The sequence below is a fragment of the Vibrio nigripulchritudo ATCC 27043 genome, from assembly GCF_000222685.1.
GTDB lineage: Bacteria > Pseudomonadota > Gammaproteobacteria > Enterobacterales > Vibrionaceae > Vibrio > Vibrio nigripulchritudo.
On sequence record NZ_AFWJ01000275.1, the window covers coordinates 1 to 24,539 of the forward strand.

At 44.7% G+C, this 24,539-nt stretch carries 28 protein-coding genes; 21 read left to right on the plus strand and 7 right to left on the minus strand.

The window, feature by feature from the left end; genetic code table 11:
- The 3 genes from RH89_RS20095 to RH89_RS20105 all read right to left on the minus strand — a co-directional run.
- The coding region (locus RH89_RS20095) for an NAD(P)H-dependent oxidoreductase (RefSeq protein ID WP_004405887.1) at positions 1-354 on the minus strand (354 nt) is incomplete at its 3' end.
- A 30-nt stretch (positions 355-384) separates the two neighbouring features.
- A complete protein-coding gene (locus tag RH89_RS20100; RefSeq protein WP_004405888.1) occupies positions 385-918 on the minus strand; it encodes a cysteine hydrolase family protein in 534 nt (177 codons plus the stop codon).
- A gap of 17 nt (positions 919-935) precedes the next feature.
- The gene (locus RH89_RS20105) at positions 936-1,946 is read right to left on the minus strand and encodes a LacI family DNA-binding transcriptional regulator (RefSeq protein WP_038146829.1); all 1,011 of its coding nucleotides are present in this window, start codon (positions 1,944-1,946) and stop codon (positions 936-938) included.
- Between the two features lie 195 nt (positions 1,947-2,141).
- Between RH89_RS20105 and RH89_RS20110 the strand changes: the two genes are divergently transcribed.
- The 4 genes from RH89_RS20110 (at position 2,142) to RH89_RS20125 (ending at position 6,541) form a co-directional block, all read left to right on the plus strand.
- A complete protein-coding gene (locus RH89_RS20110; RefSeq protein ID WP_004405891.1) occupies positions 2,142-3,242 on the plus strand; it encodes a cellulase family glycosylhydrolase in 1,101 nt (366 codons plus the stop codon).
- The gene (locus RH89_RS20115; protein ID WP_004405892.1) at positions 3,229-4,320 is read left to right on the plus strand and encodes a carbohydrate ABC transporter permease; all 1,092 of its coding nucleotides are present in this window, start codon (positions 3,229-3,231) and stop codon (positions 4,318-4,320) included. The genes RH89_RS20110 and RH89_RS20115 overlap by 14 nt, the downstream gene beginning before the upstream one ends.
- Complete coding sequence (locus tag RH89_RS20120; protein WP_004405893.1) at positions 4,317-5,192, plus strand: carbohydrate ABC transporter permease; 876 nt, start codon at positions 4,317-4,319, stop codon at positions 5,190-5,192. Before RH89_RS20115 ends, RH89_RS20120 begins: the two co-directional genes overlap by 4 nt.
- 65 nt (positions 5,193-5,257) lie before the next feature.
- Positions 5,258-6,541, plus strand: coding sequence for an extracellular solute-binding protein (locus tag RH89_RS20125; RefSeq protein ID WP_004405894.1), 1,284 nt, complete (start codon positions 5,258-5,260; stop codon positions 6,539-6,541).
- A gap of 60 nt (positions 6,542-6,601) precedes the next feature.
- On the opposite strand, the gene RH89_RS20130 is transcribed toward RH89_RS20125, so the two are convergent.
- On the minus strand, positions 6,602-7,204 hold the full coding sequence (locus tag RH89_RS20130) for a LysE/ArgO family amino acid transporter (RefSeq protein WP_004405895.1): 603 nt from the start codon (positions 7,202-7,204) through the stop codon (positions 6,602-6,604).
- Between the two features lie 199 nt (positions 7,205-7,403).
- On the opposite strand from RH89_RS20130, the gene RH89_RS20135 reads away from it, so the two are divergent.
- On the plus strand, positions 7,404-7,538 hold the full coding sequence (locus RH89_RS20135) for a hypothetical protein (RefSeq protein WP_004405896.1): 135 nt from the start codon (positions 7,404-7,406) through the stop codon (positions 7,536-7,538).
- Positions 7,539-7,851: 313 nt separating this feature from the next.
- Here RH89_RS20135 and RH89_RS20140 read toward each other — a convergent pair whose 3' ends face one another.
- Complete coding sequence (locus RH89_RS20140) at positions 7,852-8,808, minus strand: alpha/beta hydrolase (protein WP_004405897.1); 957 nt, start codon at positions 8,806-8,808, stop codon at positions 7,852-7,854.
- 269 nt (positions 8,809-9,077) lie between these two features.
- On the opposite strand from RH89_RS20140, the gene RH89_RS20145 reads away from it, so the two are divergent.
- The 7 genes from RH89_RS20145 to RH89_RS20175 all read left to right on the plus strand — a co-directional run bounded on the left by RH89_RS20145 (position 9,078) and on the right by RH89_RS20175 (position 15,032).
- Positions 9,078-10,076, plus strand: coding sequence for a Gfo/Idh/MocA family protein (locus RH89_RS20145; RefSeq protein ID WP_004405899.1), 999 nt, complete (start codon positions 9,078-9,080; stop codon positions 10,074-10,076).
- A gap of 6 nt (positions 10,077-10,082) precedes the next feature.
- Positions 10,083-11,564 carry an SgrR family transcriptional regulator gene (locus RH89_RS20150; RefSeq protein WP_004405900.1) on the plus strand — a complete coding sequence of 494 codons (1,482 nt, stop codon included), beginning with the start codon at positions 10,083-10,085 and terminating at the stop codon, positions 11,562-11,564.
- A gap of 6 nt (positions 11,565-11,570) precedes the next feature.
- Entirely contained in the window at positions 11,571-12,161 is a 591-nt protein-coding gene (locus RH89_RS20155; protein WP_004405901.1) for a Crp/Fnr family transcriptional regulator, read from the plus strand.
- Between the two features lie 72 nt (positions 12,162-12,233).
- On the plus strand, positions 12,234-12,680 hold the full coding sequence (locus RH89_RS20160; RefSeq protein WP_004405902.1) for a methyltransferase family protein: 447 nt from the start codon (positions 12,234-12,236) through the stop codon (positions 12,678-12,680).
- A gap of 341 nt (positions 12,681-13,021) precedes the next feature.
- A complete protein-coding gene (locus RH89_RS20165) occupies positions 13,022-14,056 on the plus strand; it encodes an acyltransferase family protein (protein WP_004405903.1) in 1,035 nt (344 codons plus the stop codon).
- A 121-nt stretch (positions 14,057-14,177) separates the two neighbouring features.
- On the plus strand, positions 14,178-14,489 hold the full coding sequence (locus RH89_RS20170; protein WP_004405904.1) for a cupin domain-containing protein: 312 nt from the start codon (positions 14,178-14,180) through the stop codon (positions 14,487-14,489).
- Positions 14,490-14,582: 93 nt separating this feature from the next.
- On the plus strand, positions 14,583-15,032 hold the full coding sequence (locus RH89_RS20175; protein ID WP_004405908.1) for a hypothetical protein: 450 nt from the start codon (positions 14,583-14,585) through the stop codon (positions 15,030-15,032).
- A gap of 88 nt (positions 15,033-15,120) precedes the next feature.
- Here the strand turns inward: RH89_RS20175 and RH89_RS28855 are convergent, their stop codons facing one another.
- Positions 15,121-15,918, minus strand: a complete 798-nt coding sequence (locus tag RH89_RS28855) for a YadA C-terminal domain-containing protein (protein WP_004405909.1) — start codon at positions 15,916-15,918, stop codon at positions 15,121-15,123.
- Positions 15,919-16,413: 495 nt separating this feature from the next.
- Between RH89_RS28855 and RH89_RS20185 the strand changes: the two genes are divergently transcribed.
- Positions 16,414-17,157 (plus strand): sporulation protein, encoded by a 744-nt coding sequence (locus RH89_RS20185; RefSeq protein ID WP_004405910.1) that lies wholly within the window; start codon positions 16,414-16,416, stop codon positions 17,155-17,157.
- A gap of 61 nt (positions 17,158-17,218) precedes the next feature.
- On the opposite strand, the gene RH89_RS20190 is transcribed toward RH89_RS20185, so the two are convergent.
- Positions 17,219-18,025 (minus strand): SDR family NAD(P)-dependent oxidoreductase, encoded by an 807-nt coding sequence (locus RH89_RS20190; RefSeq protein WP_004405911.1) that lies wholly within the window; start codon positions 18,023-18,025, stop codon positions 17,219-17,221.
- A gap of 113 nt (positions 18,026-18,138) precedes the next feature.
- Here RH89_RS20190 and RH89_RS20195 point away from each other — a divergent pair, with 113 nt between their 5' ends.
- The 8 genes from RH89_RS20195 to RH89_RS20230 all read left to right on the plus strand — a co-directional run bounded on the left by RH89_RS20195 (position 18,139) and on the right by RH89_RS20230 (position 24,529).
- Positions 18,139-19,071 (plus strand): LysR family transcriptional regulator, encoded by a 933-nt coding sequence (locus RH89_RS20195; protein ID WP_004405912.1) that lies wholly within the window; start codon positions 18,139-18,141, stop codon positions 19,069-19,071.
- Entirely contained in the window at positions 19,065-19,451 is a 387-nt protein-coding gene (gene gloA2 / locus RH89_RS20200) for an SMU1112c/YaeR family gloxylase I-like metalloprotein (RefSeq protein ID WP_004405913.1), read from the plus strand. The genes RH89_RS20195 and gloA2 overlap by 7 nt, the downstream gene beginning before the upstream one ends.
- Positions 19,452-19,520: 69 nt before the next feature.
- Positions 19,521-20,093, plus strand: coding sequence for a histidine phosphatase family protein (locus tag RH89_RS20205; RefSeq protein ID WP_139063328.1), 573 nt, complete (start codon positions 19,521-19,523; stop codon positions 20,091-20,093).
- A complete protein-coding gene (locus tag RH89_RS20210; RefSeq protein ID WP_004405915.1) occupies positions 20,090-20,530 on the plus strand; it encodes a GNAT family N-acetyltransferase in 441 nt (146 codons plus the stop codon). The genes RH89_RS20205 and RH89_RS20210 overlap by 4 nt, the downstream gene beginning before the upstream one ends.
- Positions 20,531-21,055: 525 nt before the next feature.
- On the plus strand, positions 21,056-22,180 hold the full coding sequence (locus tag RH89_RS20215) for a transporter substrate-binding domain-containing protein (RefSeq protein WP_038146849.1): 1,125 nt from the start codon (positions 21,056-21,058) through the stop codon (positions 22,178-22,180).
- On the plus strand, positions 22,177-22,758 hold the full coding sequence (locus RH89_RS20220; protein WP_004405918.1) for an ANTAR domain-containing response regulator: 582 nt from the start codon (positions 22,177-22,179) through the stop codon (positions 22,756-22,758). The genes RH89_RS20215 and RH89_RS20220 overlap by 4 nt, the downstream gene beginning before the upstream one ends.
- Positions 22,758-23,606 carry an ABC transporter permease gene (locus RH89_RS20225; RefSeq protein WP_004405920.1) on the plus strand — a complete coding sequence of 283 codons (849 nt, stop codon included), beginning with the start codon at positions 22,758-22,760 and terminating at the stop codon, positions 23,604-23,606. The genes RH89_RS20220 and RH89_RS20225 overlap by 1 nt, the downstream gene beginning before the upstream one ends.
- On the plus strand, positions 23,603-24,529 hold the full coding sequence (locus RH89_RS20230; protein ID WP_004405921.1) for an ABC transporter permease: 927 nt from the start codon (positions 23,603-23,605) through the stop codon (positions 24,527-24,529). Before RH89_RS20225 ends, RH89_RS20230 begins: the two co-directional genes overlap by 4 nt.
- Positions 24,530-24,539 lie beyond the last annotated feature (10 nt).

Sequence of the window (24,539 nt, forward strand, 5' to 3'; positions counted from 1 at the left end):
GGTGATGGCTTTCATGTCTGGGGAATGGTTATAGGCATGACCGGGTACCCAAACGCGATCGAACCAGCCTTTCAAAATGGCTGGAAAGTTGAACCACCAGGTTGGAAAAACGAGTACCAGATACTCAGTTTCTTCCAACTGGCGAATGTCGTCTGCGGTTTGTTCAGGCTGAAAGTTCTGGCTGTAATAGCTTCCTCGTTCAGATTCGCTAAGCGCAGGTTCAAAATTTTCTTGATAGAGGTCTTTGACCGTTACTTCATGACCTTGTTTTTCTAGGTGCTCAATGACGTTTTTAGCCAGATACTGACAAAGGCTGGTTTTTAATGGGTGCGTAACCACGACCAGTGTTTTCATTTTCTCTCCCTGAGATTTTTAGGTATACCTTTAGCTGATAATCGTTTCTACCTTAACGCTTTCGATCTTAACGCCGAAACTCCGTATTGAAGGCAGGGTGCAGTTATGGTGCTCTCGAATTACGGCACCGCTCGCATGAGGTTTGTCATGAGTGGTATGCGCGTCCGCCAACAGAGTGATGGGATACCCTAAACCAGCCGCCCGGCGCGTCGTGGTATCCACGCAAAACTCGGTCGCGTAGCCGCAAACGTAAAGGTGGTCGATACTCAGATCGTCCAGTACCTCTTTTAGTTCCGTATTGTTGAAAGAGTCGGGAGTATTTTTGTTTACATACTTATCTGATGCTGCCTGAATCAGTTTTTCGTGAACTTGCCAGCCCGGGCTATGACGTTCAACGATAGAATCTGGTGCTTCGTGTCGAATAAAGATGACAGGGATATCGTTTCGGCGCGCCCATTCAGAGGCAGTATTGATCCTTTCTATGACTTCATATGCCTCGTAAGGCTTTGGTTCTGGCTCAATAAGAGCTTGTTGTACATCAATCACAACGAGTGCGGATTTCATGGGCATCCTTATTATTACTAAGACTTTGGTGAGGTGGATTCTCGAATTTTAAGCTCCCCATGAGCTTCATATTTAGCGGAATATTGGATATTACCATCGACTTTTTGCAGCAACAGCTCAACAGCCATTTTCCCCATATCTTCATAGGGTAAACTGTATGAGGTTAACGTAGGGTGGCAATCCGTTGAAACTGGTTGGTTGTCGTATCCACATACAGCGACATCTTCAGGTATTCGAATGCCTTGCTGTAAAAGCGCATTGATAACCCCTAATGCCATTAGATCACTGGCACACGCAAAAGCATCAGGATAATTCTTTTGGCTCAATAGCCGCAGTGTTTCTTGGTAGGCCTTATTCATGGACCAATCACCGCTTATTTGCCAGTGCTCATTGACCGTCATTTGCTTCTCTTCGTGAGCTTTTAAAAAGCCAGAGCGGCGCTTTTGCGTGGCAAGCATCCATTCTTCTCCACCTATAAACGCAATATTGCTGTAGCCGCGTTCAATAAGGTGAGTTGTCAGGTTATACATACCCGTATGATCGTCGGGAATGACAGAAGAGAATTTGTTACTGGATTCGAGAAAGCAGTTGAGGAGTATGACGGGTTTATCTTCTGGAAATCGGTGATTTCTGTCTAGTGGACGTGTCATGGACGAAGCGATTATGACGCCATCGTAATCGTTACTGGCTATTTCCTTGAAAATATCATCTTCAAGATGCTCATTATTTGCAGTATTAAAAAGAACGGCAATGCGTTGATGTTCTGCTGCGGTTTCTGTGATGGCATCGACAGCGTCAACAAACGGATCAAGGCTGACAAGATCATTAACAATAACGGCTATCTTTCTCTTTCTATTGTGGTCTTGAACCACTTTTTTTGAATATCCGAGCTCCTGCGCAACCTCAAGTACTCTTTTTCGTGTTTCTTCAGCCAGTTTGATTGAGCGTGAGTCATTAAGTACCAGTGAGACTGTGCCTTGCGATACTCCTGCTGCCCGCGCAATGTCGGTCATTGTGACTCGTTTCATCTTAGGTTCTTTCTCATCCACATCCATATCAATCACGGTTTCTAGTTTACTTGTCAGCTCTGGAAGACGAACAAATTAGAAAAAGAAAGTAGTGCTAGATCACATTGATGTGATTAATATTTGATCAACTAATAATATTAGCTAAATATATTAGTTATAAGGTCAATGTTCAATGAAAGGATTTAGGTTGTTTGAATGAAACTAGGAAGTGAAATTGCTCGATGGTCAGAAGAAAAGGCAAACCGCTGGTGGAAAAAGCAACCCAGGCTATGTGGGTTTAACTATTTGCCCAGAACCGCCGTTAACTGGAACGAAATGTGGGCGGAAGAAACATTTGATGTTCCCACGATAGCGCAAGAGCTTTCGTGGGCAAAAAGTGCAGGGTTCAATTGCCTGAGAACAAATTTACCATTTGTTGAGTGGCAGAAAGACAGCGGAGCACTTATCTCTCGAGTTGATACTTTTCTCTCTCTTTGTGTGAAGCAAAAAATCAAAGTTATCTTAACCTTGCTGGATGATTGTGAATTTGGCGGAGAACAGGCGCACACAGGTCAGCAAAAACCTCCTTTACCTAACGTTCACAACAGCAGAGCGATGGGATCTCCGGGCAGACGACTCGTCATGGATACGTCTGTGTGGTCAGACATTGAGCAGTATGTGACGGATATTGTTGGTCAGTTTGGAAGTGATGGCCGGGTGTTAATGTGGGATCTCTATAACGAGCCAACCAATCGAATGATATTCACTCCTTACGGAGAGTTTGAATTTTCAGATGAGCTAGAGCAATACAGCCACTCCCTTGCCGAGCATTGCTTTTACTGGGCAAGAAAGGTGGGACCAGAACAACCTCTTACCATCGGAGCGTGGCACGTACCTAGTGAACATGCAGGTAAAAAAGCATTTTTACACCCGACTGATCAAATGTGTCTGAACCTTTCCGACGTTGTGACTTTTCATGCTTATGTCGGTGAGGAAGATATGACTTCCATCATTGCAAAGCTAATTCAGTATAACCGCCCAATGATGTGTACGGAGTGGCTCGCCCGACATTGTGACTCGACTTACGAGTCTATACTTCCTCTTATGCAAAAGTATTCAATAGGTGTTACCCAGTGGGGGTTAGTTCGGGGGAAAACTCAAACGTCGTTACCTTGGCCATCAATAAATGTGGGAACAAACAACCGAGATACTTGGTTCCATGACTTTCTCGATGAAGATGGTACGCCATATAGCCAGCAAGAAGTGCAGATGATTTGCAGGTTTACCTCCGGGGACAGCATAAATGAAAATGTCTAACTTAAGAAAAAGAAAAGAAAATATCTTGGGCTGGGCGTTTATTACTCCATACGTTTCTTTGATGCTGGTATTTCTGCTTTATCCGTTTTTAAAAGGCGTTTGGATAAGTTTGCATGACTGGAACTTGCTCGAAGTTGCTTTCAATTCAAACGCTAAGTCCTTTGTAGGGTTAGACAACTATTACAAACTACTGCTTCCGCGTCGGTGGGACTTTGATATCAGCCAGTTATGGTACTTACGACTCCCCCTCATCGCTTTGACGGCTTACTTTGCATGGAAATGGCGCCGATCCTTTTCTTTGGCAAAAGTTACTCTACTTACTTTTGTCTTTTTTATTGCCGTTTTTGTTTTGGGAATAGACGCAGGAAGCCGATTGAGGATGGGAGACCGTCGATTCTGGCATTCAGTCTTTAATACTCTGGAATTTGTTGCTTTAACTGTCCCATCGATAACGGTTTTGGCGCTTGTTTTAGCCATGAAACTGAACCAGAAAACCCGCTTTGCTGCGCTAATGCGAACCATTTTTTTCGGCACACAAGTATTGTCGGTAACAGTCGTTACCCTGATATGGCAAATGATGTACAGCCCTCAGCAAGGCTTTATCGCCAACATCCTAAAATCTCTGAATTTAACGGCTCCATCATGGCTTACTGATGAAAACTTAGCCATGCCTGCTCTTGTGGTGACAACCGTTTGGTGGTCGCTTGGATTTGCACTTGTGGTGTTTTTATCTGGGCTTCAGGCAATTCCTGCAGACAGGTTGGAAGCTGCGAGGTTAGACAATGCTAAAGGATGGCGCCTTACCTGGTACATTGTTTTACCTTCTATTCGGCGAACCACCAGTTTCGTCGTTGTTATGTTGATTGTTCTTCACTTTCAAGTTTTTGGGCAATCCCACCTTATGACTAACGGTGGACCTGGAGACAGTACTCAAGTGTTAGTTCGTTACATTTATCAGACTGCATTCAGAGACTCCGAGGTCGGTTATGCGTCAGCGATGGCCATGATTCTTTTCATATTGATGTTGTTTTTTAGTGTATTGCACATGCGCTTAAGTCGATCGGAGGGAGAGTCATGAAATCCAATGTAAAACGTACATATACACTCTCGATTTTAAATCCAAGACGAATGAATACGCTGATCTTGGGCTTACTTGTCGTGCTTGCAGCGATTTGGCTAATGCCTTTTTTGTGGATGGTGTCATTGTCATTTCAGCCGAATGAGCTGCTTGCAAGAGACACAGGTAACACCTTGCTTGGACTGGTCCCTTTTCCATTTACTGTAGAAAACTACCAGTCGTTGCTTTCCTATGGTCAAACTCCATGGTGGTTCTTAAACAGCGTTATTGTGTCCGGCAGCACAACTGTTCTGGTGCTTTTGCTATCCAGTCTGGCGGGGTATGCATTTGCCCGTATTGAATTCTCTGGCAAGAAAGTGATTTACCCAATTGTGTTAGCAGGGTTGGTGATTCCTGAACAAGCCATATTCATTCCTCTTTATACCTTGTTTGCAGATTTGGGGTGGCATAACACATACAGCGCATTGGTTTTACCCAGGGTTGCGTTACCCATAGGCGTTTTTATGATGACTCAGTTTTTTAAGGAAATACCTGAGGACCTGACTGAGGCAGCAAGATTAGATGGGGTTGGGCATGTGCGTTGCTTTATCTATATTTTCATGCCCCTGGCTAAACCGGTACTCACTACGCTTGGCATCATTACGTTTCTTTATTCCTGGAATGATTACCTGTGGCCTCTTGTTTCTGCACAGAGACCAGACATGTTTACCATCACCGTTGGTCTTGCATCCATACAAGGAAACTTTGCGCAGTCAGAAGGATTGGGCAGGCTTATGGCGTCGGGTGTTTTTGCATCACTACCCGTAATTGCCGCCTATTTAATGTTCCAGAAATATATCATTCAAGGTTTTGCGTTAGGTGGAGAGAAATAACATAGGCAAGTAATGCCACGGCTAAGGAACACTGGGTTCTGCCCAGTCTATCAAAGGAGTTTGAAATGAAAATCAAATTGATGACAACAGTTATATTCGCTGGTTTATCTACCGAAGCGATATCAGCAGATACCGAGATCACACTAGGTCGTTTTTTTGGCGCGTGTGAAAATCCCTCCCCAGTGGTGGCTGATGCGGTGGGTGAGGCGTGCATTATTCAATCTATTATTGAAACACTCGACAAAGAAGACAACGGAGTCAGTGTTACGACACTTCCGACAGATTGGGGGAATTACTACGATCAGATCAAAGCCAGCTACGCAGGGGGAACCCCACCAGATGTTCACGTTATGCATAAACACAGAGTACCGGAGTTTGCGAGCATCGGTATTCTGGCAGAACTCAGTGAAGCAGAGCTGAAGAAATATGGGATCGACTCAAGTGACTGGACTGACAGAGCGACACAGGCGGTTTCGTACCAAGGCAAGGTCTTTGGTGTACCAATGGACTTCCACGCAAACCTATGGCACGTAAACAAAAAACTGTTTGAGAAAGCTGGGCTAGTGGATGATAGCGGGTCACCTATCTTGCCTTCTACACCGTCAGAACTACTCGCTCACGCAAAACAAATGAAAGAGAAAACAGGGAAGGATTATCTTGCCGCGGACTTTGCTCAGTTCCCGATTGGCGTTCGATTGGTACTGGCTCTGCTATGGCAGCAAAACAGCAATATCTTTGATGAGAAGTCTGTCACGGTTGATACGCCTGAGGCACGTAAGGCGATAAGCGCCATTAATGATCTGTTCAAATCCGGTTATGCCAATCCTAAACTGAATTACGCTGAATCTCAGCAAGCTTTTTTGGAAGGGCAGTCGGCGGTATTAGTTAACGGGACATGGGTTGTTGACTACTACGATCAGCAGTCTGCGGATACCAAAGTCGCATTGGATGATTACCATATCGCTAGTTTTCCACAGCTGTTCGCCGTACCAGCTACCTGGGCTGACTCTCACATTTGGGTGATGCCAGCAGCGGTGAAAAAGAATGCGAAAAAGTATGATGCAGCCATGAAAACACTAGCTTGGATTTACAAACACAATCTGGACTGGGCAAGAACTGGGCATATGTCTGTTCGTCAGTCCGTATTGAACTCTAGCGAATACAAAAAACTACCTCATAGAAGTGAGTACGTAGAAACGGCAAACATAGTAGGTGATACCCCACCTTCTGTTAAATACGGAGCTATCCAGGATGTTTTAAACCGAGAGCTTCAATCAATCTGGCTGACAGGTAAATCGGTGGATGATGCGCTAGAAGATGCGCAATTAGATATTGAAGATTTACGTTAATAAGGTTCTTTAACGTTTCCTCAGTATTGAGGTTGCAGTGAGCTTTTGCTCACTGCTTTTTTAATTGACTAGCAAAGAAAGGGCGATAAAAAGCATCATCACACCAACCAGAAATTCCAGTATTTTCCATGAAGTCGGCTTTTGGAACAATGGCTTAAGCAATCTGGCACCATATCCAAGACTAAAAAAGAACACGAATGAGGCGTTGATCGCACCCAGAGCAAAATAGAGTTTTGTGGACTCATATTGAGTAGAAATCGAACCCAGTAACACCACGGTATCTAAGTAAACGTGCGGGTTAAGCCAGGTAAAGGCTAAGCAAATCAGAACGGTTTTTTTCCATGACGATTCAGATTCTCCTGCCAGATTCATGGCATGGGATTCTTTAAACGCCGATTTGAAGCTCAGAAATGCATAGGTAAGTAGAAACGCAGCCCCGCCAAAACGGGCGACTTGTTCGATGATGGGGAATTGCTTAACCAAAACACCAAACCCTGAAACTCCCAACGAAATGAGGAAGGCATCTGAGCTCGCACAAACCAGACACACCAGAAAGACATGTTGTTTTTTAATGCCCTGTTTAAGCACAAAGGCATTTTGAGAACCGATAGCCAGAATCAAAGACAACCCAAGAGTAAAACCGGCTATGTACGTCGAAAGCATTTGAAATCCTTTTGTTATTGCTTATTGAAGAATAAGAATGCCTGAGAAATGACTAATTACTCAAATAGAAATTTTAATGGTATATAAGAATGTCTAAAGAAAGTAAAAATGTCCCTAAAGTATGCAGCAGATTGATTAAGAAAGGTCGTTAGGTTTTGCTATGATTTGTCGTCAAGATTTTTAGTTAAGGAAAAACAATATGAAAGCTTCTCTTATTGCCGTGGTAATGGCTCTTTTTCTCGGCGGTTGCGCCAAAACTTGGGATGGTGTGAAAGAAGATTCATCTAAGATCTGGAAAGACACCAAAGAGACGATTCACGAGGCGACAGAGTAATTGTATTTATACTCAAGTGACCTCAAGTTGCAGGGCTCAGAGCTTCATATACTGTTTCAGTTCTAGGAAGAGAATGCAGCGGAATGACGAGTCCTTTCCAAATTCTTTGACGACGAAATGAGACAGTATATGAGCTCCCAAGGGCGAGTTTAACTGGCTTTTATACTTCGTTACCGATTCTTGATTTAGAACCACTAGATCTGCAAATCGGTGCCTTGCCTGAAAACCAGTTAACACTCGCTGAACCTAGCATCTTGAGGCTACTTGAGTATATGCTAAGTGCACAAACTCACTTAGCCTGATTTGACTTGATCTAGAACCGATAGGCGTTTTTACGTTGATCGTATGTTAGCCCTTTTGTGTGTTCTCCCCGTTCACCATTGAGGACTAACTGAAAGAACCCTTTAACCACGTCGTTGGTATACACATGGAAAACACCATGCGTGTTATCGACACCCGGTCCATCCGTAAAATCAAAATACGCCGCGTTTTTCGCAGTCAGGTTACGTGCAGTTCTTCCCAGTCTGTCTTTTTGAAAGTTCGCGTCGGACCATTTCAAAACACCATCATTTTCATTGATGGTGACATACACGCGTTTTCCCGCTTCAATGTTCTCCACCCAACATGCGTGGTCTGAATTATCGACGTCTGCCTGACACAAAACCACGTTATCGAAAATGCGGGTTTCATCTTCATAAAGAGCATTGTTCACGTAATTCTGGAACAGAAAATTACCCAGGCTGTAGGTCATCAGCGAGAATTTAGTGTGACAGGATTTCAGTGCGTTTTTATCAAACGGAGCTTTAAGGTATGCGCCAAGTTTTTCGAGCGCTGCGTCTAGTGCGCCAATAGAAGCCAGCGCGTTTCGCTTAGCTGTTCGATACTCTTTGGTGACAAAACCCCCCGGATTCGATGGCCAGGAAAATACAATTACTTCAACACCATAAAGCGTTTCAATATCGTGAGCTTTGTTTAAGCTGGATTCAAAAGACTGGTTGAATCCATGCACAAACAACACGCCATTTTTGTCACTGGCTTGCATCGACTGCCGTAATTCGACCAGAGCGTGCTTCGAAGGTAAGTTTTGGTGAGTCAGCTTGGAGGGTTCTTTTAACATGTTTACCTGCCATGTATCCCCGTTTTTCTCTGCTTTCGCCAGCCGGATCTCGTTTGGTCCTTTACTGTTGAACCCTTCTCCAAAGGCTTGATGATCGCCTATTCCGTTCACAAAGTGGCTTTTCTGAATATTTCGGTTGGTGATCACAAGCATGCTTCCTCCCTTCCCTGACGAGGTTGATAAATTGATGTTTATTTTATCAATAGGAGATAATCAGGAAGTTGCTATGCACTATTCAGGTTTTCAGTGTTTTTTCGTTCTCAAGCATGAGGATAAAAGTATTTGAGCTAACCAAGTAGCACGTAAGTATTGCCCTTTGGTTTGATAAAACTGGAACAGTTCCGCAGAATTGTTCCATATTTAAGTGCAACGTTCAGCGATACACTTTCTTAACTGTCTTGAGCTAAAGCATGGAGAATAATATGCAGGAAAAGGGTCAGAAAGTTCGCTGGGGAATTGCTGGGTTGGGCAATATCGCTCAACGATTCGCAAAGGCGCTGACGGAATATAGCAAGCAGGGTGAACTTTACGCTGTGGCTGCCAGAAGTGAGACTCGGGCAAGTGAGTTTGGAAAGAACTACGGTTGTCAGCGGTGTTTTGGAAGCTATGAAGAAATGGCTCGTGATCCCGGATTGGATGCGGTGTATGTGGCTACCGTTCACCCATATCACAAGCCTGTTGTGGAAGTGTTTCTAAGGCATAAAAAGCATGTATTGGTAGAAAAACCTGCATTTACCAATGTCGCCGATTGGCTGGAAATGCGTGCATTGGCGAAAGAAAATGGGGTTCTGCTGCTTGAAGCGATGAAGACGGTAGCGTTTCCTGCATATCGGGAGTTGAAATCTTATCTGGTTACCAATCAAATATCGTTGACGTCAATTGAAGCGGGTTTTGGTAATTATCACGACTTTGATTTGAGCCTGTTTATTTTTAATCCAGATTTGTCAGGCGGCGCGACTCTGGATGTTGGCGTGTATGCGCTCTGGTTGTATTGCGATTTGTGTGACTCGCTAGGAGAGAAAGTGCACTCACCTGAAGTTACTTTGAAAACCCATCACCCCGAATCCAAAGTCGATGAAGATGCTCGTTTTGAATTTCATCAAGGCGTTAAAGGGGAGATTGCCGCATCCATTATGCAGAACCTTTCCAGAAAAGCCATTCTGACAGGAGAAGGTGTCACCATTACTATTCACGATAAATGGTGGAACCCACTAAACATTGACATTACCCATGGTACTGAAACTCTGTCTCTTACTACTCCGGAGAATGGCAATGGGTTTGAATACGAAATCGATCATTTCTCTGAACTGGTATTGCAGGGCAAGCTGGATTCGGACATTTTAAAACCTGCGATCACAGAGCAAGTATTGAGGTTGATGGAGCAAGGACTCAAAGCGTCTGGATACGGACACCTAACTTAAAAAACAATGGCAAACCAAAGAAGAAAACTGGAAATATATGAAGGGATCTTTCGTGCGTACGGTCCGGGAGATTCTGCTTGTCAGCTCAGTGAACTTGCGGCGCTACTTCATGTGAGTGAACGCTATGTCCAGACACTTATAAAAAAGCTGGTGGCGCTGGGGTGGCTGAAATGGGAAGCGCAATCTGGTCGAAATAAAAAGGCGACCCTATCCTGTTTGAAAGAACCAATAGATGCGTGCTACCAATTAGCTCAACCAATGGCTGAAAGCGGCAGTGTGGATCAGCTTCTGAACTTGCTTGGGTTTGGTGGACGTGATTCAGGCAAAGAGCTGGAGGCATTTCTATCGCGAAGTGAGCCTGGCATACAACGAACTCTGTACATTCCATTTCACCGAGAGCTGGAAAACTTACATCCCTTAAAATCATTGCGGCGGACTGAGCGATTCTTGGTGACTCAGGTTTGTCAGTGCCTTACCAGAATTACTCAAGGAGAGATAAAAGGGGATCTTGCCTATCACTGGCAAAGCAATGCCGACGGGACTTGCTGGCGATTTCAAATTCACAGTGGTGCCAAGTTTCACGATGGAACATCACTGACTACCAATGACGTGGTACGTTGCCTCAGTGCTTTGATTGGCAGCCGTTACTGGTCTCGGCTCTACCAACATATCAATACCATTAAAGCCCTGTCTCCTGAAGTTATTGAAATACAGCTTAATGGCACAGACTGGCATTTACCGCGTTTGTTTTCACGAGCAGAAACGTCGATTTACAAAGCGATTGTCAAAGGTGGCTTAGTGGGATCTGGGGCTTTTTCTGTCGCTGTGTTTTCTTCCAAAATGCTTCGACTGGCTCGTCATACTGGCTATACCCACAAAGTTCCTTTCGTCGAACGTGTGGAACTTTGGGTTTACCCTGAATGGGCGGAAAGTAAAGTCTGTGCAGTTAACCAATTGTGCGTAAAGCTGCCTGAAAAGACTCAGAGAATAACCAGTAAAAAGCTCTCCACTTTTATTGAAATTCGCAATTCCAGTTCCCAAGATGATTCAAATGAACGAATCAGTTATGAAGATAACTCTGAGTGCAGAACCATTTTCCAAACCCGTTATCCGAAATCAGAGGGTAAAGAGGTGTCTTATGCTCAATACAACAGGGAATTCACCACCGTTTTCTGTAGCGTGATAGAGGAAGATGACCGCTTCGTATCCTGGCTCTCGTTCCTTACTTTGTTTCCGTTTAAACAGGGCAGATACGATGTGGAGTTATGCAAAATCCGAAATACACCAGATTTGAAAGAAGCTGAAAAGTACCTGACAGAATTGTTCCAGAGAGCGCAGAAAGAAGAAGTGCTCACCTTGCTAAAAGATGAGCCATTCTACTTAGAGATCTCACGCAAAGTGGAGAATACAATCGTCAATGGTTTTGGCTGGTGTGAACTTGGAGACGTTTGGGTATCGGATAATATGATACAAAACGGTTTTAAATAGGAATTGATGAAAGTGAAGCAGAATTCAGAAAGGTTAAATAGGTTTCTTAGTGCTGTGGTTCCAGAGCATCCACTGCCAGAAGATTCGATGGAATACTTTTCTGTTTTGGATCGAAAAGACAAAGAGCGGATCTTTTCAGAAGGAGAGTCCGTATCCGATGTTCATTTTCTGCTTTCCGGTATTGGTCGTTACTTCTATCTCGATGCAGAGGGAGTTGAGCGCAACAAATCTTTAGTGCGGTCTGGAGGTGCGTTTACCAGTATCAGTTCCATCGTAGAGGGCAGCCCTAGCCCGCTTTATGCTGAAACCATTACTCCCTGTATAACCGCTTCCGTTCCATACTCCAAACTGGTCGAACTTTCAGAGCATGACCTGTTCTGGGCAACATTCATCCGAAGGATTTACGAAAAACTGGTTTTGAAGAAAGAACGGCGCGAAGCGGAGCTGTTGATGCTGGATGCAAAAACTCGCTACCAGAATTTTTTGGTGGAATTTGGTGATGAAAGCACTCAAATCCCGTTGCGCCATGTTGCAATGTATTTAGGCATTACCGATGTGACCCTTTCCCGAATTCGCCGAGATATGGGCTTAACATAGGTTAAGGTAGTCGAATCCTTGAACGTTAGACTGGGCGTCATTGTGTGGTCAATGAATTCTAAGGAAATGCCAATGAAAAAGTTACTTCCCCCCTATCTGTTCCTCATTTCTATTATCGTCATGGCGTTGGTATGTTGGCCTTTAGGATCTCCGCATCTAATCGGGCAACCCGCCATTTTCTTCGGTGGTGCATTGGTGCTCGCGGGTATTGGTTTGGCTGCCAAAAGCAGTGCTTTATTTCGCAAAGAACAAACCAACATCATGACCTTTGGCGAACCCGACAAACTGGTGACTACTGGGGCATTTAAATACACGCGAAACCCAATGTATCTGGGGTTTACGGTTGCTCTTGTCGGATTTGCAATTTTATTTGGTGCCGCCATTTCCTCATTTGCAATCGTGGGGCTTTTTATACTGATCGCCGACCGCTGGTATATCGCGTTTGAAGAAAACATGATGCGTAGTAAGTTTGGTGAGGAGTACGAAGACTACAGCAAGTCAGTTCGACGCTGGATTTGAGAGCGTCACCCCATCTGATTTTTCCGTCCATGCTGCTTGTGTATAAAGCAGCATTTTACTCTTCATGCTGGCCATTTTTGAGCTTTTAATTAAATTTTTAGCTTGCTGCTAATCGTTGCTAAAGTTTTGAATTGTAATGGTTTGAATTGCTCTCTTTTCTCTTAAAGTTAAAAATTTAGCTCAACTTTTTTTCCCAAGTCTCACAATCAAGTCACTTCCTTACATCCGTTTTTGAGTATGGTCGCTGCATCAATCAGTTCTTCAATTCATGTTCGATTAGACGGATTTTGCTTGCTCATCTTCGAACAGAAGAACTGCATAACAGCAACTAAGGAATCGTCGTGGAAAATAGAACGAATTGGGTGGATTACGCCAAGGGGATAGGGATCATCTTAGTGGTTTACGGGCATGTCGCTCGCGGACTACAAAACGCCGGAATTGAAATGTCACCGACGCATTTTTCACTGATTGATAGCGTGATTTACAGCTTTCACATGCCGCTGTTTTTCTTTTTGTCGGGGTTGTTTTTCTATCAGTCTTTTGAGAAAAGGGGCTCGAAGAGGCTGATTTTCAGCAAAATAGACACGATTTTTTATCCCTATGTTTTGTGGTCGATCTTTCAGGGGGGAATAGAAGCGGTATTGTCTAACTATACCAATGGCAACGTTACTTTTAGCGAAGTATTTGCGCTGCTTTGGGAGCCCCGCGCACAATTCTGGTTCCTGTATGCTCTGTTTCTGGTTTTTGTGGTCAGTACTTTCATCTATTCGTTTGCTGCCCGATCTCTGACTGCGATTCTGTTTGTTGGTACTGCTCTGATCTACATCTTCAATACCTTGCTACCTGACGTTCAGTTACTGAACTACCTGTACCAAAACTTAGTGTATTTCTTCTTCGGTATTGCTTTCAGCGTGTACTCCAGAGAGAGTGTTTTTGCGAAGCCCCAGTTCCTGTTGATCTCCTTTGTCACTTTCGTGGCATTGCAAGCTGGATACCACGGAATATGGGGTATGAACTACAGCCAACGTGGGCTGCTTTCGTTGATTCTAGCTATAAGTTCAATTGTGTTTGTGGTGTCTTTATCTATGGTCTTAGAAAAGCGCTCTTTGCGCTGGCTAAGCTATATCGGGTCAGCATCCATGGGCATTTACCTTATGCACATTCTGGCGGGGAGTGGGGTCCGAGTTGTTCTCACCAAAGTGTTAGGTATTCAGTCTTTTTCAGTCCACCTAATTGTTGGGTGTTTGGTTGCCATTGTGGCTCCTCTTATTGCTATGAAAATCATCGAAATGATTAAGCTGAGGTTCATTTTTTCTGCACCCATCAGCAAGTGGGTTGGTGCAAAAGAAGGTGAAATAACGTCGCAGTCGGCATAGAAAAATATAATCAGCCAGCTGTTAAGGCTGGCTGAGTGATAAGCGAATTCTTAGGTACTGGTCGAGGTAACCACATGAAACTCCAGATAAACTGGAGAAAAAGTAATGAAGGTTCCTCAGTATGGCTAATCTCTTTGACAACATTCCGTCCCAACTCCCCGAAGAAATCTTTGAAGACCTGGTGAAAACAGAAAACATAAGAATTGAACGTATTCTCTCTAAAGGGCAGTCATCACCTGAGTCGGGTTGGTATGACCAGGAAGAAAATGAATGGGTACTGGTTTTATCTGGCTATGGTGTTATCGAATTTGAAGACGGTAAAAGTGTCACATTGCAGAAAGGTGATTACCTAAATATTCCTGCGCACCAGAAGCACAAAGTCGCAGAAACCTCGCCAAACGAGACCACTGTCTGGCTAGCGATTTTCTACTGAGAAGCGAGTCGCATTCCCCATCCAATAAGTGTTGTTATCCCAATATAAAGTTTATCTTTCATAGGGTTATTACTACAACGAGCTGGATGTCAGATGAAAAAAATTGGGATGAAGTTACTTGGTGGCGGCTTTGTGGTGTTTTTAATTGCAGGAAGCCAGTTAGGCTGGTTTGCATCCAGCAATCCCGATTCGTTTCCTAAACTGCCAAGCGAACCCGATTTCGCTGTTTCCAACGCTTTCGATGGAAAATGGGTCGGTCGTCGACTCGACGAATCCAACAGCAATATGTGTGAGCGAACAATCATTGAAGGACATGTGGTTGATGGCTTCGTCCATCTGGTTTTAACCTACAATGGCACTTCACTTAAAGGATGGATCTCTGAATCCAACCAGCTCAGACTCTATGCTAGCCACCCACAGTGGGACTACCGATTCTCCGGCATTGCAGAGGGCAATAAAATCCAGGGAGAATGGAACCTACAGAATGGTCCATGCCATGGTACTTGGTACATTGAATATGCAGGGAAAGGTGCTGACTCTTAATGATTTGTTATTGAAATGCGTATCTCACTACAAAGTAAATTTATACATTTTGTAGCGAGATACAGCATATATACGGACGGAATTTAGATTAGAAGCTGTAGCCGATGCCTGCGCCAACAACTACATCTTTCTGCTCGAACTTACCTTTAGCGTAAGACAGAGAACCTTTCAGAGAGATGCCGTTTTCGAAACCAGTGCTCGCACCGATAGCGATAGCGTTAGAGCCATTGAATCTTGCAACACCCGCACCAAATGTAGTCTTACCAGTAACAGTTGGGATGTTAGCCATAGCAGCAACACCAGCAATACCGTTAGACATTTTGCCTTCGTTTTGATCGATGCGACGAGATTGTTGAAGCTGAGTTTGAGCCATTTGCTCGAACTGAATTTCTAGAGAGTTTACGCGGTTGTCGATTGCTGATGCAGCGTTTACGATTTCGTTGCCACCGTGGAAAATAGCATCTTCGATATTGTTGATTGCGCGATCAACGCTCTCGGCACGTTTCTTCGCTTCTTCAATGTCGTTTTTGTTTTGATTAATCTCAGCATCACGGCGAGCTTTGTCTGCATCAGGCAATGGTTTGTTTTCTACATCAGCAAAAGAAACAATTCCGTCTTTCACTTTTAGATTCACCGATCCAGAATTCTCATGATTGTCATGCAAAGTGTATGTGCCGTCTGCATTTCGGCGAATTTCAGCAATGTTGTTTTGACCATTGTTTGCAAAGATACGAGTTACGCCATCTGCACTTTCTCGAGCAACTAGGTTGTTTTCTTTGAGTAGACCGTCAATTTTGTTTACTTCAACGATGTCACCGTTGATGGCTGCAGATGCGCCCATAGAGAAAGTAGATAGTAATGCAGTTGCTAGAATTGCTTTTTTCATTTGTACATTTTCCAAATAGCTAGTTAGTGGAACAGGAAGTTAAATTACAGAGGTACATGGAATCGCTCTGAATAACGTAGAGGCTTTTCCTTAAGGTTGTTTCATGTCGTACCTTTATTTTTGCTTATGGTATTACATTAAATTATTTTTTCAACACTTAAATCAAAATAAAATTCTTGTCATGTGAATTTTGATTTAACTTTTTGTATTTAAGGTTATTAAATAAAAAGTCTAGCTTTGTTTTTTAAATGGTTTGATGTGTTTGTATTTTGAGGTGGGATGAATTGAAAGTTACTTAAGAGATATGATTTGAGTAAATGAGAGACGAGATAAAGTTGTTACGCTTATGTGGTTTACCGAACGGTCTGGATTGATTTCATGAACTAAAGCTTCCTGATCCTACTTAGCATTCTGGCAGATGTATCAATACCAACACTTGAATCTACGTGCTACAGCCCACAGTTAATGGTCGTAAGCAAATTATAAGGATTCGATATGTTAGGAAAGTTGAAAGCGTCATTGGGTATTGGAGCGGCAAAGGTCGACACTGTGTTGCAAAACATGAGCGTAACGCAGGGTGATACCTTAAAAGGCACCGTTCATATTCAGGGTGGAGACGTTGAGCAACAAATCGATGCTATTAAACTGAAGCTTTGCACTCAGGTGAAAGTAGAGTCTGACAGTGGCACAAGCTACCCGTCGTTTGTGCTAGGGCACCTACAAGCGGTAGACCCGTTTGTTATTGGTCCGGGGCAGGAAAAGCAGGTTGATTTTGAACTGAAGCTTCACGAAGAAACGCCCGTTACTGCGCTGAACGCCTTACATAACCAATGTCATGTCTGGGTAGAAACGACTCTGGATATCGATTTTGCTATTGATCCAAAAGATCGCGATTTGGTTGAAGTGAAGCCTTTACCAGTGGTATCGAACGTGATTTCAGCAATCGAGTCAGCAGGCTTTACCATGGTAAAAGCGGATGTTGAAAAAGGGCACTTGCGAGCAAACACCTTCCAGTCTAAGTCAGGCTGTTATCAGGAAATCGAGTTCCGTAACAACGGATTCGTCACCAGCAAAGAAATCGAGCTTTCATTTATTCTTGATGGAAACATGGTTCATTGTCTGGCTGAAGTGGATCGCGCAATGAGTTTACGCGGCGACCAATACGTCGCTTTCAGCCTGGACCGAAATGCATCTGCCGGGCAGATTCAGGATGCGGTCTCCCGCGTATTGTCGGTATAACCTAACAAGCGAAAACATAAAAGGGCAGTTCTCACTGCCCTTTGTTCATTTCCACTACTGATTATCTCAGCTTTTTCAAAACGTCTTCCATTGTGCTGACAATGGCTTCAACTTTCGCTGCATTGGTTGCGTCTGGGTGTGGTGGTGCCAGCTTTCCGGAGTCGTTATCAAAATACTGTCCGTTAGCGTGCGCGAATTCTTCATTAAGTGAAGCTCGGGTCAGAATTTCCGCGCCGATTCGGATGTCTCCACCGGGAATGCCATAGGCGTCTTTAACCATTTTGCTGCCCAAGAGCGAGCCCGGGTTGACGGCAATAAGAACAGGAGCAGGCTTCGGTAAAGTGTTTGCCAGGTGATGGTTCCAGGCAGTGAGTGCCAGCTTGCTTTGCGCATAGGCGGCGTTGTCAGAAAGCTTAGACTGACCGCTCAATGCACCAAGGTTAACAGGAGACTGGGCAGCCGAAGACAAGTTGACGACTCTGCTGTTTCCGTCAAGTAAAGGCAATAGCTCTTTCGTGACCAGGTAAGGCGCGTACGTGTTCACCGCAAAACGAATGTCCAGACCATCTTCAGTATCGGTATGGGGCGTGGTGTAAACGCCAGCGTTGTTTATCACGACATCAAGGTGGCTGTGCTTGTTTTTAATGTCTCTTATTAAGCCTTTCACTCCACTGATCGTCGACAAATCTGCAACGTATCGCTCGAATGAACCTTCACCACCAAGGCTGGACAGGAGAGACTCGGTATCTGCCAGTTTAGATGGGTTTCGACCATGTAATAGCACGTGGTGCCCATCCGAGTAGAGCATCTTTGCCGTTTCTAAACCAATTCCATCGGTAGCGCCTGTTAGTAAGATTGTTTTTTTCATTGCGATCTGTCCGTTGTGAGAATTTCTGCATGAAATTGTAATTAGTATGTCGTAACTTGATAATAGTGTATTTAATATATTCACTTTCAAAATAATATTGAAAATAAAGCATTATGAATATTGAACATCTCAAACTGTTTTTGCGAGTAGCGGTGACTCACAACATCAGCGTAGCAGGTAAAGAACTTAATCTTTCTCCTGCTGTGGCCAGCTCTTACATCAGTAAGCTGGAAGAAGGGTTAGGTGTCAGGCTGGTGCACCGAACAACTAGGAAAGTTTCTCTCACCGAAGAAGGCAAAATTTTCCAGCCATATGCAGAAGAAGTACTGGCGAGCATTGAAGCGGCGAAAGCTTCTGTTGGGGCAGGGCAAACACACCCTGCAGGAACGCTCAGAGTCACAGCACCCGCTTCGTTTGGTCGTATGCACCTCATGCCCGTACTTAAAGAGTTTTTGTCTCGCTACCCCGATATCCAACTGGATGTAAGGTTTTCAGATGCGATTGTCGACTTAGTGGAAGGTGGGTTTGACGTTGCGATCAGAAATGCAGAGCTCAAAAACTCCAGCTTGATTGCCCGAAAGCTGGCGCCAGATAACCGTATCTTGTGTGCGTCACCTGATTATCTCAAAGAATATGGTGAACCTAAGACACCCGACGAATTAAAAACGCATCAGTGTATCCACTTGATGGGGCTCGACACCTGGCAATTTGAGTTGGGCGATAAAACGCTGGCAGTCAAAACCTACAGCAATTTCACGGCTGACAATGGAGAAGCCGTGCGGGATGCCTGCGCAGAAGGGCTCGGAGTAACTATCAATTCTACCTGGAGTGTGTACAAACACCTAAAGCGTGGCGATTTAGTACAGATCCTTGCCGATTATCCGCTTAAGTCGGACACCGCGATTTGGGCGGTGTATCCAAGTTCGCGCCAGTTAGCTCCGAAAGTTCGGGTGTTTATCGATTTTCTTGTCGAAAGTTACGGCACGCCTCCGTACTGGGACGAATGCTTGAACAATAAAAATGAAGAAGGAGTTTCGTCATGCTAAATGCCATTCATCACTGTGCCATTATCTGTTCCGACTACGCGGTGTCTAAAGCGTTTTATTGCGACGTATTAGGGTTGGAAGTGGTTGCAGAAAATTATCGTGAAGAAAGGCAATCGTATAAGCTGGATTTACGCTTGCCCAACGGAAACCAGATTGAATTATTCTCCTTTCCAAACCCTCCCCTAAGACCCACACAGCCTGAAGCCAGAGGGCTACGCCACCTCGCATTCTCTGTTGATGATCTAGACCCGGTTATTCGTCATCTTGAAGAAAACAATATTGAAGTGGAACCCGTGCGAGTTGACGAATTTACCGGGTGTCGGTTCACCTTCTTTCAGGATCCTGACGGCTTACCTCTGGAATTGTACGAAATTCGCTAAAATTTACTTAATATGCTGTTTAGATTGAAAAAGTTAATCTTCTCAGAATTTTTTTAACGAGCAGTATTTATGAGAATAGTGATTATGCGTCACGGGCGACCTGAGCTCGACCTTGATGCATTGAAAAAGCAAAAGTTTTCAGCATTAAAACTGGGAAAAATCGTCGAGCAATACGAACAGTCAGCGCTTGAAAAATCTCAGACCATTCCACATTCCTCACTGGTGATTTCCCAGAGTTGTCAGTTTGCCCTAAGTAGCGACTTGCCCCGAGCCATTGGCTCGATAGAAAAGTTAGGCTTGAAAGAAATTCACGAAACCGATGCGGTTTTTCGCGAATCCCCATTGCCTTATTTTAACTGGTCGTGGCCCTTTTTATCCTTCTTCACATGGGCAGTTGCATTACGTGTTTTATGGCTGTTTGGCTTTGCTACTAATGGTGAGTCAATCAAAACTGCCAGAGCGAGGGCGCAAACCGGAGCCGGAAAACTGCATCAGTATGCGACTGAGCACGGGTCGGTTTTTCTGCTTGGGCATGGCATAATGAATCGATTGATCGCCAAAGAACTGAGCTCCAAAGGATGGAAAAAAGTTGAGTCAAATGGCGAAAATTACTGGTCTTACTCGGTTTATGAACGCCTATGAAGTATCAAGTTGTTGAGTTTAAAGAAAAGTACGCTGAAGACATCACCTGTTTTTGGCGTAGCACCATGCAAGAGGTGCTCAATATCAGCCCTGTCCATTCGTTTGAGTCTCATCTACATTTTCTTAGCCACATCCTTCCTCTTTCTTATCGAATCCGTGTTGTCACCAATCACGAAGACCGCGCTATTGGCTTTATTGCGTTTAACGAAAAAGAGATCAATCAGCTCTATATTCGATCTGACTGCCGAAACCAGGGCATAGGGCAGCATTTGGTTCAGTTAGCCAAGCAACAATCATCAGGTTGCCTCGAATTGAGGACTTTTGAAGTCAATCAGCGAGCAATACGCTTTTATCAATCTCTCGGGTTTGTTGCATGCGGAGGCAGTTGTGACAATGAAGAGGGGCTCCCAGATATTTTGTTTCGTTGGGTTCAATAGTGTTCTTACTCCTCTGGCTCTTCTACACGAAACCTTGCCTTTAAAGTACAAGATTCAATTTGTTTCATTAATGAGAAAGAGCAAATGCCCAAATCATATTTATTCATCTACCTAATTTAAGAATCATATTAAGTATATGATTAGTTATGCTTTGTTCATTTATCTGTTACTCAACCAAGCGCATTTAAATATCAAGATATAAGTATCAATTCTAAGATTTATAAAAGAGTAAATCGATTTTCTTTATTGACCACATTTTAAGTAAGGTGTAATCATTACACGTGTACAAGGTGCTAGAAGCCGACTGAAAAGGCGCAGTAACCTGTACCGTGTTGTTGCCTGTCGAGCCAAATCAGGCGCACACATTGAGCTCTGATATCAGGATCAGGTCAGCCTCAAAAAATGCATAGCAAAGGTAATGAAGCCTAAATGAATTCGCTGACCCGAATTCATTTAGGCTTTTTTATTTACGGACTTTTTTACTACGAACTTTTTATTTACGAAATAGTGGAACTGGGATTACGTATGGAAACGTATCGCGTCGGATTGCTGTATTCAACAGACGGCACCTATCGAAGGATTGCAAGCAATGCGCTTCTTGGTGCGTCTTATGCCATTGAGCAGGTCAATGCAGATGATCGCTATCCATTTCAGCTTGAAGGGGTTCATGTGAACCCAAAGGGCAATCTGGATGAGTACATAAACGGCGCGCAATCTCTGCTGAAAAGCGGTATCCGGCACATTGCAGGCACCATAACATCAAGTGCTCGCAAAGAAGTGATCCCGGATGTGCACGAGCATCAGGCATTGCTCTGGTATGGCAGCCCATATGAAGGCTACGAATGCGATGAGCATGTGGTGTATCACGGCGCATGTCCAAACCAGAATTTGCTGCAAATCCTTCGGTATGCGGTTCCTCGTTTTGGAAAACGAGTGGCGCTACTGGGCTCCAATTATATTTGGGGCTGGGAGAGTAACCGGATTGCTCGTGATGCCATCGACAGTATTGGTGGAGAAATCATCGAGGACACCTACTACCGGTTTGATACCACCGATTTCAGGCTGTCTATCGAGAACATCAAATCGCAGAAACCCGATTTCGTAATTAATAATTTAGTTGGTGAATCCAGCTATGCGTTTTTGCATCAATTGAATGATGCATGGAGCGCCGAATCCCTCCCAGTCTTGAGCAGCAACCTCAGTGAATGTGAGTTAGCAAGCATTCGCGCCTTGCCTAACCTGCGTTTGTTTACTGCATTGACTTTTTTCCAGTCGGTGAACCCCCAATTCACTGAAAAGGTGAAAATGGCCATGTCATGCGGTGAGCCGGTCTCAAGTAACTTTGTCGGCGCTTATCTTTCTATTCTGAGTCTGGCGAATGCCATCGCTATTGCTGGAAGTGACGATGTCACGTCTATTCGTGCCGTTTTAGGTAAAGTGTGTACAGACACACCCATGGGGCACACTTTAATGATTGCCAAAAACCAGCACGCGATACTGCCATGCTTTATCGGTGAGCGTGACGGTGATGACTTCAAAACCGTGAAATGTTACCCACCTATCGAACCGAATCCGTATCTGATAGCACAGCAGTTTCTTACTGATATGGAACCACTGAATAGTTCAGTCAAGCTGAGGGTAGTCAAATGATCAATGCTTCCCTTTCCATCGACAAAATCACCGTAGTTTCGCGAGATGAGCGTACATGTGGGCAAATCCGAAAAGCGGCAGAAAGAATGGGCATCGAATGCCACATTACTGATTCTGTCGACAATACGAAAACAGATCTACTGCTTATCGATGTGCAGCACTATTTCAGCGATATGCATACTCAAAAAGCCATTCCGCAGGCACTGCCAATTGTCGGGCTGATAGCTCACGGCTCGCCGACCGAAATTGAGCGCGCCATTGCCATGGGAGCGATGTCGGTTGTGGGTAAGCCCATTCATCAGACGGGGCTGTATGCGGCTTTTCATATGGCCCTGAAGCTTTCTCAGCAACAAGCCAAAATGCATCAAGAGCTAGAAAGTTTGAAGATGCGGCACAAGCTAAGACCTGTCGTTATTCAGGCAGTGATCGGGGTAATGGACAAGCACCAGATCTCCGAGTCACAGGCATACGAATTACTTCGCAGTTATTCTATGCAGCGAAATGTACCTGTTGAGCAGGTATGCATTGAGCTGACTCAGGGCAATGTCGCCTATGAAAGGCTGCGAGGAGAAGGCTAATGTGGAAATCTCTGCTTTCGCGACCATCTGTATGCATTTCGGTAATGATTATTGTAGTGATCGTGTCGCTGGCTTTAGGCGCGTCCATCTTTGCCCCTTACGATCCGACAGAGCAGTTCTTTGAAGGGTTGACCTTAGAAGGGGCACCTTTGCCTCCAAACGATGTTTTCTGGCTGGGAACGGATCTTCTTGGTCGGGACTTACTTTCTCGCATCATTTACGGTTCTCAGACTTCATTACTCATCGGTGTAGTAGCCAATGGTGTAGCGATTCTGATAGGAACCACGGTGGGTGTGATTGCCGCCTATTTCAAAGGTTGGGTTGGCACTGCGCTGATGCGTTTTACCGATTTGATGATGGCGTTTCCTGCCTTGCTGTTGGCAATTGCACTGGCTGCCATTTTTACCCCCGGTTTATGGATAGTGGCGATGGTGATCGCCATGGTGAACTGGGTACAAATTGCCCGAGTGGTGTATTCCGAAACCCTTGCAATCAGCGAGAAAGACTTCATCGCCGCAGAGAAAGCGATTGGCGTACCAGAATGGAAAATTCTGCTTTCTCACATCTTCCCTCATTTAGTGCCGACCATGCTGGTATGGGGAACACTGGGCATTTCAACAACCGTGCTTCTTGAAGCGACGCTGTCTTATCTGGGCATTGGGGTGCAGCCGCCCATTCCGAGTTGGGGAAACATCATTTTTGAAAACCAGACCTACTTTAGCGTTGCTCCCTGGCTGGTGTTTATCCCCGGCAGCGTGATTATTCTGCTGTCCCTTTGCTTCAACATTCTCGGGGATGCTTTGCGTGATGCGCTGGACCCAACGTTAAACGGGAGAGAGGCGGGATGAGTTACTACCTGATCAAGCGATTGTTTCACGCCGCTCTGATTCTGCTTGGCGTGACTTTCATTACCTATCTTCTGCTGTATCTGTTACCGGCGGATCCGGCGCGTCAGATTGCGGGTCGAAGTGCCACAGCAGAAACCGTTGCCAACATACGTGAGCAGTTGGGTTTGAATCTGCCGTTTTACGAACAGTACTGGCGCTACTTAACCAATCTGCTGCAAGGCGATATGGGGCGATCATGGCTACAGAAAACCGAGGTTTCGGAGCTGATCGCGGCACGTTTGCCTGCCTCTTTGCAACTCATGGTTGCGGGGATTGGTGTGGAACTGGTTATCGGATTAAGCCTTGGCATAGTGGCGGCGCTCAAGCGCAATAGCGCACTGGACAGAGGCTTAATGATCTTCTCTTTTGTGGGCGTTTCTTCGCCCCATTTTGTGGCTGCAATGATGTTTCTTTATCTCTTTGCAGTGCAATGGTCCTGGTTCCCGATTGGTGGGTATGGCGAATGGAAACATCTGGTTCTGCCTGCCATCACACTCGGTGTACTGGGAAGCGGTTGGTATGCGCGAATGATGCGTTCTTCAATGATTGAAGTACTGCATCAGGACTATATCCGGACTGCAAAAGCCAAAGGGCTCAGCCAAACCCGAATCATCTTCCGACACATGATTCCTAACGCGATTTTGCCGATCATCTCAATGATCGCTATCGATATAGGTATCTTCATCGGGGGCATGGTAGTGGTTGAGTCTGTATTTGGATGGCCCGGAATTGGGCAGCTAGCTTGGCAAGCGATTCAGCGTGTTGATATCCCCATTATTGTGGGCGTCACACTGGTCTCTGCAGTTGCCATCGTGTTGGGGAATTTGCTGGCTGATCTTCTCTCACCTTTTGTCGATCCAAGGATTGACCTGAAAAAACTGTAACAAGGACAAG

What these genes read in the sequence shown, in the direction of transcription:
- RH89_RS20100 (WP_004405888.1), bottom strand. Translation starts at nt 918, where the DNA reads ATGAAATCCGCACTCGTTGTGATTGATGTACAACAAGCTCTTATTGAG.
- RH89_RS20105 (WP_038146829.1), bottom strand. Translation starts at nt 1,946, where the DNA reads ATGAAACGAGTCACAATGACCGACATTGCGCGGGCAGCAGGAGTATCG.
- RH89_RS20110 (WP_004405891.1), top strand. Translation starts at nt 2,142, where the DNA reads ATGAAACTAGGAAGTGAAATTGCTCGATGGTCAGAAGAAAAGGCAAAC.
- RH89_RS20115 (WP_004405892.1), top strand. Translation starts at nt 3,229, where the DNA reads ATGAAAATGTCTAACTTAAGAAAAAGAAAAGAAAATATCTTGGGCTGG.
- RH89_RS20120 (WP_004405893.1), top strand. Translation starts at nt 4,317, where the DNA reads ATGAAATCCAATGTAAAACGTACATATACACTCTCGATTTTAAATCCA.
- RH89_RS20125 (WP_004405894.1), top strand. Translation starts at nt 5,258, where the DNA reads ATGAAAATCAAATTGATGACAACAGTTATATTCGCTGGTTTATCTACC.
- RH89_RS20130 (WP_004405895.1), bottom strand. Translation starts at nt 7,204, where the DNA reads ATGCTTTCGACGTACATAGCCGGTTTTACTCTTGGGTTGTCTTTGATT.
- RH89_RS20135 (WP_004405896.1), top strand. Translation starts at nt 7,404, where the DNA reads ATGAAAGCTTCTCTTATTGCCGTGGTAATGGCTCTTTTTCTCGGCGGT.
- RH89_RS20140 (WP_004405897.1), bottom strand. Translation starts at nt 8,808, where the DNA reads ATGCTTGTGATCACCAACCGAAATATTCAGAAAAGCCACTTTGTGAAC.
- RH89_RS20145 (WP_004405899.1), top strand. Translation starts at nt 9,078, where the DNA reads ATGCAGGAAAAGGGTCAGAAAGTTCGCTGGGGAATTGCTGGGTTGGGC.
- RH89_RS20150 (WP_004405900.1), top strand. Translation starts at nt 10,083, where the DNA reads ATGGCAAACCAAAGAAGAAAACTGGAAATATATGAAGGGATCTTTCGT.
- RH89_RS20155 (WP_004405901.1), top strand. Translation starts at nt 11,571, where the DNA reads ATGAAAGTGAAGCAGAATTCAGAAAGGTTAAATAGGTTTCTTAGTGCT.
- RH89_RS20160 (WP_004405902.1), top strand. Translation starts at nt 12,234, where the DNA reads ATGAAAAAGTTACTTCCCCCCTATCTGTTCCTCATTTCTATTATCGTC.
- RH89_RS20170 (WP_004405904.1), top strand. Translation starts at nt 14,178, where the DNA reads ATGGCTAATCTCTTTGACAACATTCCGTCCCAACTCCCCGAAGAAATC.
- RH89_RS20175 (WP_004405908.1), top strand. Translation starts at nt 14,583, where the DNA reads ATGAAAAAAATTGGGATGAAGTTACTTGGTGGCGGCTTTGTGGTGTTT.
- RH89_RS28855 (WP_004405909.1), bottom strand. Translation starts at nt 15,918, where the DNA reads ATGAAAAAAGCAATTCTAGCAACTGCATTACTATCTACTTTCTCTATG.
- RH89_RS20185 (WP_004405910.1), top strand. Translation starts at nt 16,414, where the DNA reads ATGTTAGGAAAGTTGAAAGCGTCATTGGGTATTGGAGCGGCAAAGGTC.
- RH89_RS20190 (WP_004405911.1), bottom strand. Translation starts at nt 18,025, where the DNA reads ATGAAAAAAACAATCTTACTAACAGGCGCTACCGATGGAATTGGTTTA.
- RH89_RS20195 (WP_004405912.1), top strand. Translation starts at nt 18,139, where the DNA reads ATGAATATTGAACATCTCAAACTGTTTTTGCGAGTAGCGGTGACTCAC.
- gloA2 (WP_004405913.1), top strand. Translation starts at nt 19,065, where the DNA reads ATGCTAAATGCCATTCATCACTGTGCCATTATCTGTTCCGACTACGCG.
- RH89_RS20205 (WP_139063328.1), top strand. Translation starts at nt 19,521, where the DNA reads ATGAGAATAGTGATTATGCGTCACGGGCGACCTGAGCTCGACCTTGAT.
- RH89_RS20210 (WP_004405915.1), top strand. Translation starts at nt 20,090, where the DNA reads ATGAAGTATCAAGTTGTTGAGTTTAAAGAAAAGTACGCTGAAGACATC.
- RH89_RS20215 (WP_038146849.1), top strand. Translation starts at nt 21,056, where the DNA reads ATGGAAACGTATCGCGTCGGATTGCTGTATTCAACAGACGGCACCTAT.
- RH89_RS20220 (WP_004405918.1), top strand. Translation starts at nt 22,177, where the DNA reads ATGATCAATGCTTCCCTTTCCATCGACAAAATCACCGTAGTTTCGCGA.
- RH89_RS20225 (WP_004405920.1), top strand. Translation starts at nt 22,758, where the DNA reads ATGTGGAAATCTCTGCTTTCGCGACCATCTGTATGCATTTCGGTAATG.
- RH89_RS20230 (WP_004405921.1), top strand. Translation starts at nt 23,603, where the DNA reads ATGAGTTACTACCTGATCAAGCGATTGTTTCACGCCGCTCTGATTCTG.